The sequence below is a fragment of the Micromonospora sp. KC721 genome (genome assembly GCF_004348355.1).
Lineage (GTDB): Bacteria > Actinomycetota > Actinomycetes > Mycobacteriales > Micromonosporaceae > Micromonospora.
In genome coordinates this window covers 1-13758 of sequence record NZ_SMJY01000038.1, presented here as the reverse complement: position 1 = coordinate 13758, position 13758 = coordinate 1, and the positions used below count along the sequence as shown (strand labels likewise).

The window sequence follows — 13758 nt, the reverse complement described above, 5'->3', positions numbered from 1 at the left end:
AGGCTCGACCTGACCCCCTCGGTTACTTCTGGCCGGCGCGAAGCTGATCGAGCTGGATCTGCAGTTGCTCGGCATGGGCCTCGGCGACCTCGGCCCTGGCGGTCGCTCCGCCGGCGGGCGCCTTTTACCCGAATGGTTTCGGCGCAGGCGTTGGTTCGTCGTGCTCGAAGCCGCACAGCACCAGATCCCCGCTCTCTTCTGGCGGTCGGCAGCTCCGCAACGGCGGTCGGCGTGGGCCGACCCAGCCGGCGTGTCTGCTCGTTGAGCAAGGCATGTCGCTTCGCGTTTGCCGCCGGGTCCGGGCATGTCAAAACCCCGGCTGCGTGCCCTTGGGGGGCAGAGGCTGGCCGGGGTCTTCGCGTCCGAGCATAGCGTGTTTCGGCAGCGTGGTGGGCCAATGGTGACGTTGGGCGCGGCTGAGTTGCTGGTGTTGGAGCGGCGGTGGTCGCCGGAGCGGTTGGCGCCGTACCGGGCGGCGTGCGGTGGGGACCTGGCGGCCGCCGTCGCGCTCTACCGGTGGAACGCGGAGATCTCCGCCGCGCTGGGCACCACGCTGGGGCACGTGGAGATCCTGCTGCGCAACGCCCTGCATGAGGAACTGACCGCGTGGTCGCTGCGCTGCTACGGGGAGCCGCGCTGGTATCTCGACCTGGGCGGGGTGCTGACCGATGAGGGCCGCCGCGACGTGGTGAAGGCGCGTTCTCGGGCGACCCGGGACGGCCGGCCGGAGACGCCAGGGCGGGTGGTGGCCGAGCTGAACCTCGGGTTCTGGCGGTTCCTGCTTGCCACCCGCTACGACGCCACGTTGTGGCGGGCCTGCCTGCATCGCGCCGTCTCGGGCCAGCGTCGCCGGACCGTGCACGCGGCGGTCAGCCGCCTGCATGAGGCCCGTAACCGGATGGCGCACCACGAGCCGATGTTCAACCGGCCGGTTGCCGACCTCCGCGCGACCGCGGTGGAGGTCGCCGGGTGGTTGTGCCCCGTCACCCGCGACTGGATCGACCGCGCCTGTCGAGTTCTGCCGCTGCTGGCAGACCGTCCCCGCACGGTGCTGCCTCATCCTCGCCGCTGACGGCGGCCACCCCGGGTCTTGCGCCACGGTGCCCCGACCCGCAGGTTCGGGGCGGCGGACGCCGGACGTACAGCGGCGGCCGACTCCGGTCAGCGTCCGACACGGCCTGGGCGATTCTGCGGCATTTTCACACGTCGCCGACAACCGTCCCGGGTGGGACTGTGACCAGCGGGGGTTCCGCGCTCTGGTGGACCATTGACGGCTTGTCGTCTGGCGGCTGAAGACCCTCGATCAGAGCGCCCCAAGCCATGGTCGACCGCTGGCTAAGCGAGCTTGCCAGTCGGTGGCGGCTGACCGGGAGCGGTTGGGTGTTACCTACGTCGGGGCAGGATTCGCTGCCACCGGAGCGTGGGTGTCGCGTCGGTGGGGTGGAGGTATTTCTGGACGGTGGTAACAAGGTCGGCGATCGCCTCGTGTAGCTCCGGTCACGCCACAGGCTGCCTACCCGCTTCTCGACGGGTAGGCAGCCTCAGCTCCATTCCTGGCGGGCGAACCGGGCCTGCGGGCACCCGGCTCGGCCCGACGGTCACTGCGTGGCGATGGCGGCGAGGATGTCCGCGCGGGCGGCCCGGCGGGCGGGCCACAGCGCGGCCAGCACCCCGACCAGGGCCATGCCCGCCAGCGCCACCGCGGCGGCCAGCCAGGGCACCGACATGGCGAACACCGGGTTGGCGAGGATGACGTACTGCATCACCCCGCCGAGCAGCACGCCCACGCCGATGCCGAGCACGCCGCCGTACAGCGAGATCACCACGCTCTCGCGGCGCACCGTGCGGCGCACCAGCGCCCGCGACGCCCCCAGCGCCCGGAACACGCCCAGCTCGCGGGTGCGTTCCAGGACCGACAGCGCCAGCGTGTTAACCACGCCGAAGACGGCGATCACCACGGCCGCGCCGAGCAGCACGTACACCAGGCCGAGCACCAGCTGGAACGGCTCCAGCACCTCGTCGAGCACCTGCTCGCGGTCCTGCACCAGCACGTCAGGCCGCTGCGCGAACGACCGCTCCATCGCGGTACGCAGCGCCGCCGCGTCCGCGCCGACCGCGTAGACGCTGCCGCCCTGGCGGGCGACGCCGTCCGGCAGCAGCGCGTCGTCGAGCAGTTGCCCATGCAGCAGCTCGCTGGGCTCGCGCAGGCCCGCCACGGTCACCGGCACCTCGACCGGCGTGACCCGGCCCGCGGCGTCGGCGGCGTCGAAGCGCAGCCGGACCCGGTCACCGACGTGCAGTCCCGCCTCGGCGGCGAACCCCCGGTCCAGTACCACCCCGCGGCGCAGGTCGGCGTCGCCCGCGGTCACCCTGACGCGCAGCGCACTGCCCAGCGCGGCCGCGTCGAGGCTGGTGAACAGGGTGTCCCTCGCCGTGCCCCCCGGGCCGATCACGAGCATCGCGCCCGAGCGCGGCGCCGCCAGGCCGGTCACCCCAGGGACGGCCGCCGCGGCGGTGCGTACCGTGTCGTCGAACGTCCCGAACGTCGCGGCGCGCAGCACCACCGCGTCTGCGGGCACCGACGCCCGCACGTCGGCGGTCGTGGTGTCGGTGAGCGTCTGCCCCACCGTCGCGAACGCGCACACCAGCGACAGGCCGATCATGAGCGCGGACGCGGTCGCGGCGGTGCGCCGCGGATCGCGTACCGCGTTGCGCAGGGCGATGCGGGTGACCGGGCGCGGCGAACGCAGCACCCCCGTCAGCGGGCGCAGCACCCCGACGACCAGGACGGGCGCGATGAGCAGCACGCCGACCCAGGCCAGCACCGCCCCGGACATGGCCAGCGCCCGCGTCGACTCGGTGAGCCTGTCCGAGGAGGTCGCCGCGACCATTGCCACGCCGCCGGCCACGGCCAGCATGCCGAGCACGGTGCGCAGCACCAGCGAGCGCCGCGGCAGGACGGCGTCGGTGCGCAGCGCCGCCATCGGCGACACCCGTGCCGCCCGCCGCGCCGACCCGTACGCCGACACGACCGTCACCACCACGCCGACCAGGTAGCCGACCAGCACGGCCCACGGCGACACCGCGTAGGCCACCGTCCCGGCCACCGGCAGCAGGCGCATCGCCAGCAGGCCCAAGCCGACGCCCAGCACCACGCCGACCGTCGAGCCGACGAGGCCGAGCACCACCGCCTCGGCGAGCACGGCCCGGCGCACCTGGCGCCGCCGCGCGCCCACCGCCCGCAGCAGCGCGAACTGCCGGGTGCGCTGGGTGACCAGCATGGTGAACGTGTTGGCGATGACGAACACCCCGGCCATCAGCGCCACCGCGGCGAAGGCCAGCAGCGCCTTGCGGATGGTGTCGGCGGCGTCGTGCGACGCCTGCTCCCGCACGGCCCGCAGCGAACTGCCGGACTCCACCTCGAAGCCGGGGCCGAGTTCGGCCTGCGCCGCCGCGATGACGGCCCGCTCGTCCGGCCCGGACAGCTCGATCCGCGCGAAGCCGGGCACGACGTCCGCAGCGGCGTCGCGGGGGCGCAGCAGCCGGGCCGCGGTATCCGCGTCGTACGCCACGGCCGGGTCGAGCTCGTGTCCCGCCGGACGGTAGGTGAAGACGCCGACGACCGTCGCGGTGTCCGACCGGTCGCCGCCGAGCAGCACCCGCGCCGAGTCCCCGACCGTCAGCCCGGCCTCGGCGGCGGCCCCCTGCTCCAGCGCCACCTCGCCGGCCCGCTGCGGGCCACGGCCCGCGCTCAGCGTGAACCGCTGTGAGCCGTCCCAGTCGGTGCCGCCCGCGTCCGGCCAGGATGTGGCGCCGAGCTTGCCGTCGGCGCGCACCAGCGCCGCGTAGCCCTCCCGTACGCCCTCGGCCCGGGTCACACCCGGCAGCCGCGCGAGCCGGTCGCGGACGTCCGCGGGGATGTCCGTCGCGGTGGGATCCTCCGACTCGCGGTGCACCAGCGCGGCCAGGTCGGTGCGCTGGGCGCCGCCCACCGTCGCCGCGGCCGAGTCGGACACCACCCAGGTCGCGACCACGAAGGCCACCCCGAGCACGATCGCGGCCAGGGTCATCACGACCCTGCCCAGGTGCGCGCGCAGGTCGCGCAGCATCGCCCGCAGCATCAGGCACCCGCCCCGACGCTCGTACGGCCGCCGCGCGCGACGGACTCCAGCGAGCGGATCCGGTCGAGCACCCGGTCGGCGGAGGGTTCTCGCAGCTCGTCGACGATGACGCCGTCGGCCAGGAACAGCACCCGGTCGGCGTACCCGGCCGCGACGGGGTCGTGCGTGACCATGACGACGGTCTGCGCCAGCTGGTCGACGCTGCGGCGCAGGAAGCCGAGCACCTCCGCGCCGGAGCGGGAGTCCAGTGCCCCGGTCGGCTCGTCGGCGAAGACCACGTCGGGGCGGCTGACCAGCGCGCGGGCGCAGGCGACCCGCTGCTGCTGGCCGCCGGACAGCTCGGCGGGACGGTGGTGCAGCCGGTCGCGCAGCCCGACCGCTTCGATCACCGTGTCGGCGAACGCCTGGTCAGGCCTGCGCCCGGCGAGGTCCAGCGGGAGGGTGATGTTCTCCCACGCGGTCAGCGTCGGCAGCAGGTTGAATGCCTGGAACACGAAGCCCATCCGGTCGCGGCGCAGCGTGGTCAGCGCGTCGTCGCGCAGCCCGCTCAGCTCGACGCGTCCGGCGTCTCCGTGGCGGGCGCCCTCCAGCCACACCTGGCCCGAGGTGGGCGTGTCCAGCCCGGCCAGGCAGTGCATCAGGGTCGACTTGCCGGACCCGGACGGGCCCATGATCGCGGTCAGCTCGCCGCGGCCGAAGGCCACGGTCACCGCGTTCAGCGCGGTCACCTGCGCGTCGCCCGAGCCGTACTGTTTGGTCAGGTCTTCCGCGCTCACCGCGGCGTCGAAGTTCGTCATGGGGGACACGCTCCCGCGCGGTGGCGGTGCCTGCCGTCGGGCAGGAGTAGATCACGGCCTGCTACATAAGTAGCAGGCCGCGGCGACGGAAGTAGTGTCCGCCGCGGCGGCCGGCCCGCCTAGGCTGGTCACGGGGGCGGCGACGGCAGGAGGGCCCGGCATGGGTCAGCAGGGCGGCACGGTGACGGTGCCGGGCGTGCCGTCGTGGCTGCAGCCGTCGAGCCGGCTGGGGCACGTCACGCACCGGCTGTTCCCGTTCGTGCTGGGCGGCGCGGTGGCGGTGTCCTCGGTCCTCTCTCCGCTGGTGCCGCCGATGTTGATCTTCGTCGACCCGGTCGCCGAAGATGTCCACGACCCGCCGTGGGCGCTGGTCGCGTTCGCGGCGCTGTCGGCGGGGGCGAGCGTTGCGCTGGTGCGCCGGGTACGCTGGCCGCTGTTCGTGATCTCGCTGGCGTCGTGGCTGGCGCTGAGCCTGCTGGCCCCGGTGATCGCCGCGTCCTACTACGCCGGCGCCGGCCGCCCGGGACGGCCGCACGACCCCGGCCGCGCCCTGCCGTTCTTCATCGTCGCGGCGACGCTGGTCGGGGTGCCGGTCGGCTGGAGCGCCACGCACCGCCCGTACTACGAGGACACCGGCTGGCTCGTCGCCGACAGCGTCTTCACGGGACTGGCCTGGGCGGGCATGACGGTCGGGCTGCCGTTCGTCTTCGGGCTGTGGGTGCGGACGCGCCGCCAGGTCCTCGCGCAGCTGCGGGAACGCGCCGAGCGGCTGGAACGCGAGCAGCACGAGCGGGCCGAGCGGGCCCGCGCCGAGGAGCGCCGCCGTATCGCCCGGGAGATGCACGACGTGGTCGCGCACCGGGTGGCGCTGATGGTGCTGCACTCCGGAGCGCTGGAGGTGAGCACCACGGACCCGCGTACCGCCGCGGAGGCCGCGCTGATCCGCACCACCGGCCGGGAGGCGATGCAGGAGCTGCGCGAGGTGCTCGGCATGCTGCGGGCGCCCGACGCGTCCGGCCCGGCCGCGGACCTCGCGCCGCTGCCGACGCTGGCGGACCTGGACCGGCTGCTGGAGTCCAGCCGCGCGGCCGGCCTGCCGGTGCGCCGGGCGGACGAGGGCGAGCCGCGGCAGGTGTCGCTGTCGGCGCAGCGCACCGCATACCGCGTGGTGCAGGAGGCGCTGACGAACGTGGCCAAGCATGCCGGGGCCGTGCCGACCACCGTCACGCTGCGCCACGAGCCGCACGAGCTGGTGGTGCTTGTGGACAACGCCGCCCCGCCGCACCCGGCGCCGCCGCTGCCGGGCAGCGGGCTGGGCCTGGTCGGCCTCGCCGAGCGGGTCGCCCTGGCGGGCGGTACGGTGCAGGCCCAGCAGCGCCTGGACGGCGGGTTCACACTGCACGCCCGCATCCCGGCCGACCCGCCGCAGGCGGGCGCGGATCGGAAGGTGCCGGAGTGATCCGGGTGGTGGTGGTCGACGACGAGGCGCTGGTGCGTTCCGGCCTGCGGATGATCCTGGAGGCGGCCGGCGACATCGCCGTGGTCGCCGAGGCCCGCGACGGCGCGCAGGCGGTGGAGGCGGCCCGGCGGCACCGCCCCGACGTGGTGCTGATGGACGTGCGTATGCCGGGGACCGACGGGCTGGCCGGGGCCGCCGCCGTCGCGCAGCTGCCCGAGCCGCCGCGTGTGATCATGCTGACCACGTTCGATCTGGACGAGTACGTGCACGCGGCGCTGCGCGCCGGAGCGGTCGGCTTCCTGCTCAAGGACACGCCGCCGCGCGACCTCGCCGAGGCGGTGCGTACCGTGGCGGCCGGCAACGCGATGCTCGCGCCGACGGTGACCCGGCGGCTGATCAGCTCGTTCGCGCAGCGCGGCCCGTCCGTGGCGGATCAGGCCCGCGCCCGCCTGGGGGTGCTGACCGACCGCGAGCGCGACGTGGTCCGGGCGGTGGCCCGCGGCCTGTCCAACGCGGAGATCGCGCGTGAGCTGGACATGGCCGAGGCCACGGTCAAGGCCCACGTGAGCCGGGCGCTGGCCAAGCTGGGCCTGGCCAATCGGGTGCAGGCCGCCATCCTCGTCCACGACGCCCGGCTCGGCCCCGGCCCGGACGCATCGGCCGCCTGAGCGGCCGCGATCGCGCGGCGCGGATGCCCGAGCTGCCCGCGGACCCGGCTCGGCGGGAGGCAGCCGGGCGAGGTGGCGTCCGTGCCCCAGGCCGTCACCGGACGTGAGGTGCGCGACGCGGGAACAATACTCGCGACCCGACCGCTCGATGCCACAACCCGACCACCCACCGCAGCAGCGACCAACCGACAACCCAGAACCAGACCTACCCCGCATCACCGCCAGGACATGTCGGTCAGACCGCCTAAAATGTGTCCGATGAAGGTTCCCCTTACGGACACCAGCGCAGACGCTGCCGCCGCCCCTATAAAAATCAACTATTTGGCGGCCGATAACACGTTCGTTACCGGCACCCCAAGATCCGAGACACGCGAGTCGGTGACCCTTGTCCTCGTCGCCCCCTGGTGCGCGGCGTGGGCGCGCGGTGCGGGGGCTCGGAATCAGGCCAGCGTGGTCGGCCACCCGTCAGGGTAGACCGACCCACCGACAACGAGTGCTCGTCAGACCTGGACCACCCTGGCGAAACCTTCGGCGGTCAGGGTGTTCAGGCTGGTCATGGTGCGCTGGTGCTGGTTGCGCACGACAGAGTCGGGTACGGCGCGGCCCCAGCGCCGGCCGGGGAGGGGACCGGGCCGGCGGCGTTGCCGGTCCAGACACGTCTCCAGCGAGGTGCCGAACACCACGGCGACCGCGGGCACCTGGTGGCGGGCGGCGATCGCGAGCAGCTCGGCGCGCTCGGCCGGCACGCCGTTGGTCGCGTCGACCACGGTGGTCAGCCGGCGAGACAGCCGGGCGTCCACGATCGTCAGGAGCAGGGCTACCGCGTCGGCGGTGGCGTCCTGGTCGTTCTCGTCATCGGCCACCACCAGGCGCAGCCCGTCCAGGCTGTGCACCTGGTGCGGCTGGTAGCGGGCGGCGGCCCACGTCGACTTGCCGGCACCGGCCGGGCCGACGAGCACCACCAGTTCCGGGCCGGCGGTCACTGCGGCCCACCTGACCGGTCGACGCGGGCCAGCTCGGCGCGGGCGGCGTCGAGCTGGGCCTGGAGCTGGTCGACGCGGGCCTCGGCGCGCTCGGCCCGATTGGTCGCGGCGCGGGCGCCGGCCTCCAGCTGGGCCGCCTGGGTCCGGGCGTCCTGGGTGGCCTGGTCGGCGGCGCGGCGCTCGGTGTGGAGCTGGTCGACCTGGCGGCGGGCGTCGGCAAGGGCGGCGCGTTCGGCGCGCAGGTCGTCGGCGGCCTGTCGGCGTGCCGTCTCGGACTCGGTGAGGGCGGCCCGCGCGGTGTCTCGCTCGGCGGCGGCGGTGGCGAGCTGTCCGCGCACGTCGGCCAGCTCGGCGCGGGCGGCGTCGCGGTCGGTGCTGGCGGTCTGGGCGGCGTGCTGGGCGGCGTCGGCGCGGGCGGTGGTGGCGGCGAGCTGCTCGCGGACGCTGGCCAGCTCGGCGCGGATGGTGTCGCGGTCGGTGGTGGTGGTGGCGAGTTGGGCGGCGAGGTCGCCGCGGGCGCGGCCGGCCTCAGCCAGCGCGGTGTCGAGTCGGGCGATGTCGGCGCGGGCGGCGTCGCGTTCGGCGGTGACGGTGGCGGTGGTGGCCTCGGCCCGGTCGGCGCGCTGCTCGGCCTTGGCGCGGGCGGCCTCGGTCTTGCGCGTCTCGGCCTGGGCGTCCTTGAGTTCGCCGCGCAGCGTCTTGACCTGGTCGGCCAGCTCGGCGGCGCGGGCCTCGGCGGCTTCACGGCGCTGGGTTTCGGTGATGACGGCCTGGGCGCGTTCGCCGGCGTGGGCCTCGGCACGGCCCTGGGCCTCACGGGCGTCGGCGATCTGCCGCCAGGCGTCGCGCTGGACCTTCTCGGCCTCGGCCTCGGCGTCACGGGCCCGACGTTCCGCGACCCGCCGGGCTTCGGCCGCAGTGGTGGTTTCGGCGCGGGCGGTGCGGGCGTCGCGGACGGCCTGGTCGCGTTCGTGCTCGGCGGTCTGGGCCCGTTCAGCGGCCGTCACGGCGGCGGCCTCGGCCTCGGCGATCCGGGCGACGGCGGAGCCGTCAACGGCGCGCATCGCTTCCACCACGGCGGTCAGCTCGCCGGCGAGGGTCTGCACGGCCGGCAGCACTCGGGCGGTGGCCTCTCGGTAGGCGGTCAGCGGCACGTCGAGTCCGGCGGCCAGCTCGGCGGCGCGCTCGTCGGCCGCGAGCTGCTTGCAGGTCTTCCCGCCGGGCCAGCGCCGGTCCGGGCAGTACTCCGGCGGCCGACCCCGGCCGCTGTAGGCCAGCGGGGCGCGGCAGGTGCTGTACCGGCAGCGCAGCGCCGGCTCCGACTCGGGATCAGTGATCGTCTCCGTCATACCACCATCCTGCCCTATTTTTATTTACGCACAACTCAAAATATTTATCGTGTTTTCGTAAGTTGAAACTAGATGATCTAGGTTGGGTGAGATCACGAAAACCGGCCCCTGGGATCGCCGTAGAGACGATTTCAGGGGCCGTCCGGTACTGAGGTACCCGGGGGAGGATTCCCGCGCGGCCGGCCGACAGATTCGGCGGCCGCCGGCGTGCGCGCCCGGCCGCCGTCATCCGTGACCAATCCCGGGGCCAGGGCTACCCGGTCACGAGGTCCGCCCTGGCAGACCTGCGCCGGGCTGCGCGACGTCGGGCCAGTCGCATTCGGCCGCCGCCGAGATGGCGCGGGCGGTGACGTGGTCGCCACGGGCCGCGGCGCGGGCGGCCGAGAGGGCGGCCCGGCGGGCGGCGCCGCTGCCGGCGCGCTCAGCCTGGGCGACCGCGTCGCGGGCTTCCCACTCGGCCCGCGCGGTGGCCAGCTCGGCGGCCGCCGTGGCGGCCTGGTCGACGACGTCGCGCCGGCGGGCGGCGGCCAGCTCCTGGCGGTGCTGGTCGTAGCGGCGGGCCGGGTGCGGTGGCTCGTGCTCGCCGGTCAGCGCGTCCTCGAGTACCGCCCGCAGGTAGCCCAGCGGCCGCTGCGGCGCGCCGAGCAGCTCGCGGCCGCCACGGCTGGACGCGATCCAGTCGCGCAGCGCCTCGATCGTCCAGCCGGGACCAAGCCGAGACCCGAGCGTGGCCGCCACCCGGGGCAGAGGCACGCCCTGCAGCCACTCCCACGCCCGCTGAGCGGCCCGTGCCAGGTCGTACGTGCCCCACTCCATCCACTCCGGACGGCGGCGCCCTCGTGACGACGCACACGCCCTCTGGACCGGCCTAGGACGCCGTACGGACCGTGGCACTCCTCTCGTTGGTGAGCGCGAAGCGCCGTCTTTCCGCCGACTCGGCCCCACCGATTCGGGGTGAGTGATCGACGGAGGTAAAGCAAAACCCCGAGACAAGCAGGAACTTAAGTACTCACCTTGAGACGCCAAGCGGGGGGGGAAGAAATTCCCGGTCTCGATCTGGCGGGCCGCGATCGCCTCGACGTCGGCGAGGACCGTCTCGCGGGCGGTGGCCACCGCGACGCGCAGCTGCGCGCGGCGGGCGAGTGCGGCGTGGTCGACCACGCCGGCGGTGCGGGCAACCAGGGCGTCGGCATCGTCCTCGGCGGCCGCCAGCAGCGCCAGGGCGTGCTGCAGCAGCTCATCGAGCACCAACAGCGCCACCGGAATGAACGGGGCACGGACGGCCGCGTCGCGGGTCACCGGCGCGAGGTCGAACTCGGCCCGGTCGTTGCACCGGCCCAGCTCGGTGCGCTGGGCCAGGGACAGCCGGCGGCCCTGCCGGGTCCGCACCGCCCATCCCAGGGCCTCAGCGCGTGCCCACGCGGACGTGACCGCGCGGGGCGTGCAGTCGGCCAGCTCCGCCGATCGGGCGCGGCCGGGCAGGGAACGGCGGCCGGAGCGGTAGTCGGCGTCGACGGCCAGGACGCCGGCGACCCGGGCCAGCATCGAGGGCCGGCCACGCCTGGAGGCCCGCGCCGCGGCGTCCCTGGCGAGGAGGTCGGCAAGGAGTTCGACGGCGCGGCCTCGGCGGCCGCCGGCGGCGTAGGACTCCACCGTGACGCGCAGCCGATCCACCCACGCGGTCAGCTTCGCCACCCGCTGCTCGCCCTCGGTGCGCTCGGCCAGCAGCGCGAACCGGGCCTCGACGGCGGCGGCCTCGGCGGCCTGGTCGGCCTCGAACGCGGCGCGGGCCTCGGCCAACCAGGAGTAGCCGCACAGCCAGCACGCCGGCGACGGCTCCGGCGCCCCGCACGCCGCACACGCCGGGTCGACGACGACATCAAGGGCGGCGCGCAGCTCGGCCGCCGCGCGGCGCTGCTCCCGCTCGGTGCGGGACCGCCAGCACGACATGCACAGCGGCTGCGAGCCGTCTCCCTCACGCGGCAGGCCCAACCGGTCGACGCCGGCCGCCGCGCAAGGCGCACATGGCGTCTGGACACCGGTGACGTAGACCGGCCGGCGGCGGGCACCAGCCGGGGCGACGAGGCGGGTCTGCCCGGTGCGGGTCGTCTCCACCAGCAGCATCGGCCGGGCCAAATGCACCGTGCAGCGATCCCGGCCCGGAGCCGCGAGCACGGCCCGGCCGACAGCGGCACAGACCGGGCAGTGCCCAGCAGCGACCACCTGGTCCGCTGACAGCGCGCTCAGGTGCGGTGCCGTAATCATCGCGGCACCGCCGCGACGCGTAGGGGTGGAGGGCCTGGGCTGTCACTGGCCGGACCAGCGCATGCAGGCCGAGAGGCTGGGCGCGGGAACGCCTCGATGCGACACGCCGAGATCGTGTCTAGAGACAAGAGTGCACCCAGCCCGGAGGTGGGTGCTATGGTTGCCTCCGAGCTTGTTGGAGCCTCAGACCCCGGACTCGCGGCCAAACGAAACAGGGGTGTGGGGCTCTCTTGCTGTCTGCAGTTAGGGGTTGAGCGCGGGCGCTCCCTCAAGATCAAAGTCTGAACGTAACCCGTGGATCTTACGGCGACTTCCGCACCCGTAGGGACACCAACACGCGCGATCCACGTCAGTCCTGTGTGGAACTCTGCCCCCAAATCTGGGCATACCAGGACAAGCCCTACGGCCTTGCGTCGCAAGGAAATCCGAATGCGAGCAGCACAATGGGCGACCCGATGATTCGGGCCGCCCATTCGCGCGCATTGAATGGTCACGCGGGCAGGTGAATGGTGTCGCAGTAGACGGCGGTGTCGTCGCCGTCGTGGACGTACAGCTCCCCGTACCGGTCGTCCGGCCCGTTGACGGCGGCGAGCATCTGCTCAGCCTGGCCGGTGGCGACGTCGACATCGGCCGCCGTGAAGTAGATGACGGCCTGCGGGTTGTCGGGCTCAGGGTCGGTAACGACGTCCAGGCGGTACTCGTCGGTGCCCGTGACGTACGTGGCGAACGGCTGGGTCATCGGGTCACCGGCCCCAGATCGCCAGGGCGGCGGTGACGGCCGCGCCGGCGTAGCCGGCCAACAGCAGCGGCACCGCCCGGGAGATCGCCGTGTACTTGCCACGTACGGCGCGGGAGAGCCACCACAGCTCCCGGGCCCGCGCGAGGGGAGTCACCTGGGCGACGTGCTCGGCGTCGCCGCCGGCCAGCCGCGCCAGGACGGTCGGCGCGTCGGGAGCGTCGGCGTAGGCCATGAACCCGTACCCGCCGGCCAGCCGAGGACGGGAGGCCAGCAACAGCAGCACCACGGCGGCCAGCACCACCACGGCGGTGACCACGCCGGCGGCGAGGGCCGGGGTGGAAAGGTAGTCACCGGCTGCGGCGCCGCCGAGCACGGCCAGGCCGGCGCCGAGCAGCACCCCGGCCATCTGCAGGTAGCCGCCAGCTTTGGGGTCGATGCGGTACAGCTCGGCGCGGACGGCGGTGATCTCGGCGTCGAGGGCGGCGGTGGCGGTGCCCCGGCCGCAGGTGGACGCGTGCGCGCCGGCGCGGGCGAAGATCTCCAGCTCGCTGAAGTCGCTGTCGGTGGTGCCGCAGCCGGTGCAGCGGGAGGTGCTGTTGGCGAGGCTGGTGGAGATGTCCACCAGCACGGCGTGCGCGCCGGCGGTGGGGATCTGGAAGTGGCGGCGCGGACCGTGCGGGCCGCGCGGTTCGTAGGTGCTGGCGTAGGCCGCGCCGAGGTAGGTCGGGTCTCCGGGATCGGGCACGATGGTGGTGCTCCTTCGGTTCGTTGTGGGCTGGTGGGAGTGGCGGGCGGCCCCGGGCTTGGTAGGCGGTGGGGCCGCCCGCGCGGCGTTATCGGTTGGTCGGGTCGTACAGAGGGGAATCGGGCCGCGGGTACGCCTCGGCCCGGCAGAAGTGGTCGTAGCCGCACCAGTCCCAGTCGGCCATGCCGCGGCGCAGCGGGACGGTGCGCTCGTCGGCGACGATCTGCTCGGCGGGTGCGGTCCAGTCGACGCCGGTGGCGATCGCGGCGACGGCGGCCTGGTCGACGTGGGGGGCGCACAGCCGCCGGGCGACGGACCGGCCGCTGGGCAGGTGGGTCAGGCTGTAGCGGCCGTCCAGGCGCTGCCCGTCCTGGTCGAGGGTGACGTTGATGGCCAGGCCGGGCGCCACGGGCCAGCCGGTGACGACCCGCTGCTCGATGCGGGGGTGCTCGGGGTCGTTGTCGGTCAGGTTCAGCCGCACCGGGATCGTCGGCACGGTGCTCGTGGGCGTCGTCATGTGAACCTCCTGTCGGTCAGCGGCGGGTGCCGCTGGGCGGGAACGACAGCACCGTCGCGCCGGCACTGTCGTCGGGGTGGGTGGGAAAGTCGCCGCCGAGGGCGGTGAGCAGGGC

The 13758-nt window shown here is 74.3% G+C and carries 11 protein-coding genes; 3 read left to right on the top strand and 8 right to left on the bottom strand.

Annotation, left to right across the window (positions count from 1 at the left end):
• The first annotated feature begins 397 nt into the window (after nt 1-397).
• Entirely contained in the window at nt 398-1072 is a 675-nt protein-coding gene (locus E1182_RS09765; RefSeq protein ID WP_207921336.1) for an Abi family protein, read from the top strand.
• Between the two features lie 526 nt (nt 1073-1598).
• Here the strand turns inward: E1182_RS09765 and E1182_RS09760 are convergent.
• Nucleotides 1599-4121, bottom strand: a complete 2523-nt coding sequence (locus tag E1182_RS09760) for an ABC transporter permease (protein ID WP_132179555.1) — start codon at nt 4119-4121, stop codon at nt 1599-1601.
• Complete coding sequence (locus E1182_RS09755) at nt 4121-4918, bottom strand: ABC transporter ATP-binding protein (protein ID WP_132263186.1); 798 nt, start codon at nt 4916-4918, stop codon at nt 4121-4123. Before E1182_RS09755 ends, E1182_RS09760 begins: the two co-directional genes overlap by 1 nt.
• Nucleotides 4919-5078: 160 nt before the next feature.
• Here E1182_RS09755 and E1182_RS09750 point away from each other — a divergent pair, with 160 nt between their 5' ends.
• Nucleotides 5079-6377 carry a sensor histidine kinase gene (locus E1182_RS09750; protein ID WP_132263184.1) on the top strand — a complete coding sequence of 433 codons (1299 nt, stop codon included), beginning with the start codon at nt 5079-5081 and terminating at the stop codon, nt 6375-6377.
• Complete coding sequence (locus tag E1182_RS09745; protein WP_132179561.1) at nt 6374-7045, top strand: response regulator transcription factor; 672 nt, start codon at nt 6374-6376, stop codon at nt 7043-7045. The genes E1182_RS09750 and E1182_RS09745 overlap by 4 nt, the downstream gene beginning before the upstream one ends.
• Nucleotides 7046-7545: 500 nt before the next feature.
• Here the strand turns inward: E1182_RS09745 and E1182_RS09740 are convergent, their stop codons facing one another.
• The 6 genes from E1182_RS09740 to E1182_RS09715 form a co-directional block, all read right to left on the bottom strand.
• The gene (locus E1182_RS09740; protein WP_132263181.1) at nt 7546-8028 is read right to left on the bottom strand and encodes an AAA family ATPase; all 483 of its coding nucleotides are present in this window, start codon (nt 8026-8028) and stop codon (nt 7546-7548) included.
• The gene (locus tag E1182_RS09735; RefSeq protein WP_132263179.1) at nt 8025-9377 is read right to left on the bottom strand and encodes a hypothetical protein; all 1353 of its coding nucleotides are present in this window, start codon (nt 9375-9377) and stop codon (nt 8025-8027) included. Before E1182_RS09735 ends, E1182_RS09740 begins: the two co-directional genes overlap by 4 nt.
• A 261-nt stretch (nt 9378-9638) precedes the next feature.
• Nucleotides 9639-11642: a hypothetical protein gene (locus E1182_RS32110; protein ID WP_243706126.1), complete on the bottom strand. Its 2004-nt coding sequence runs from the start codon at nt 11640-11642 to the stop codon at nt 9639-9641.
• A gap of 490 nt (nt 11643-12132) precedes the next feature.
• Nucleotides 12133-12381: a hypothetical protein gene (locus E1182_RS09725; RefSeq protein ID WP_132263177.1), complete on the bottom strand. Its 249-nt coding sequence runs from the start codon at nt 12379-12381 to the stop codon at nt 12133-12135.
• A 4-nt stretch (nt 12382-12385) separates the two neighbouring features.
• Nucleotides 12386-13126, bottom strand: coding sequence for a Pycsar system effector family protein (locus tag E1182_RS32810; protein WP_305792123.1), 741 nt, complete (start codon nt 13124-13126; stop codon nt 12386-12388).
• A gap of 88 nt (nt 13127-13214) precedes the next feature.
• Nucleotides 13215-13643, bottom strand: coding sequence for a hypothetical protein (locus tag E1182_RS09715; protein WP_132263172.1), 429 nt, complete (start codon nt 13641-13643; stop codon nt 13215-13217).
• Nucleotides 13644-13758 lie beyond the last annotated feature (115 nt).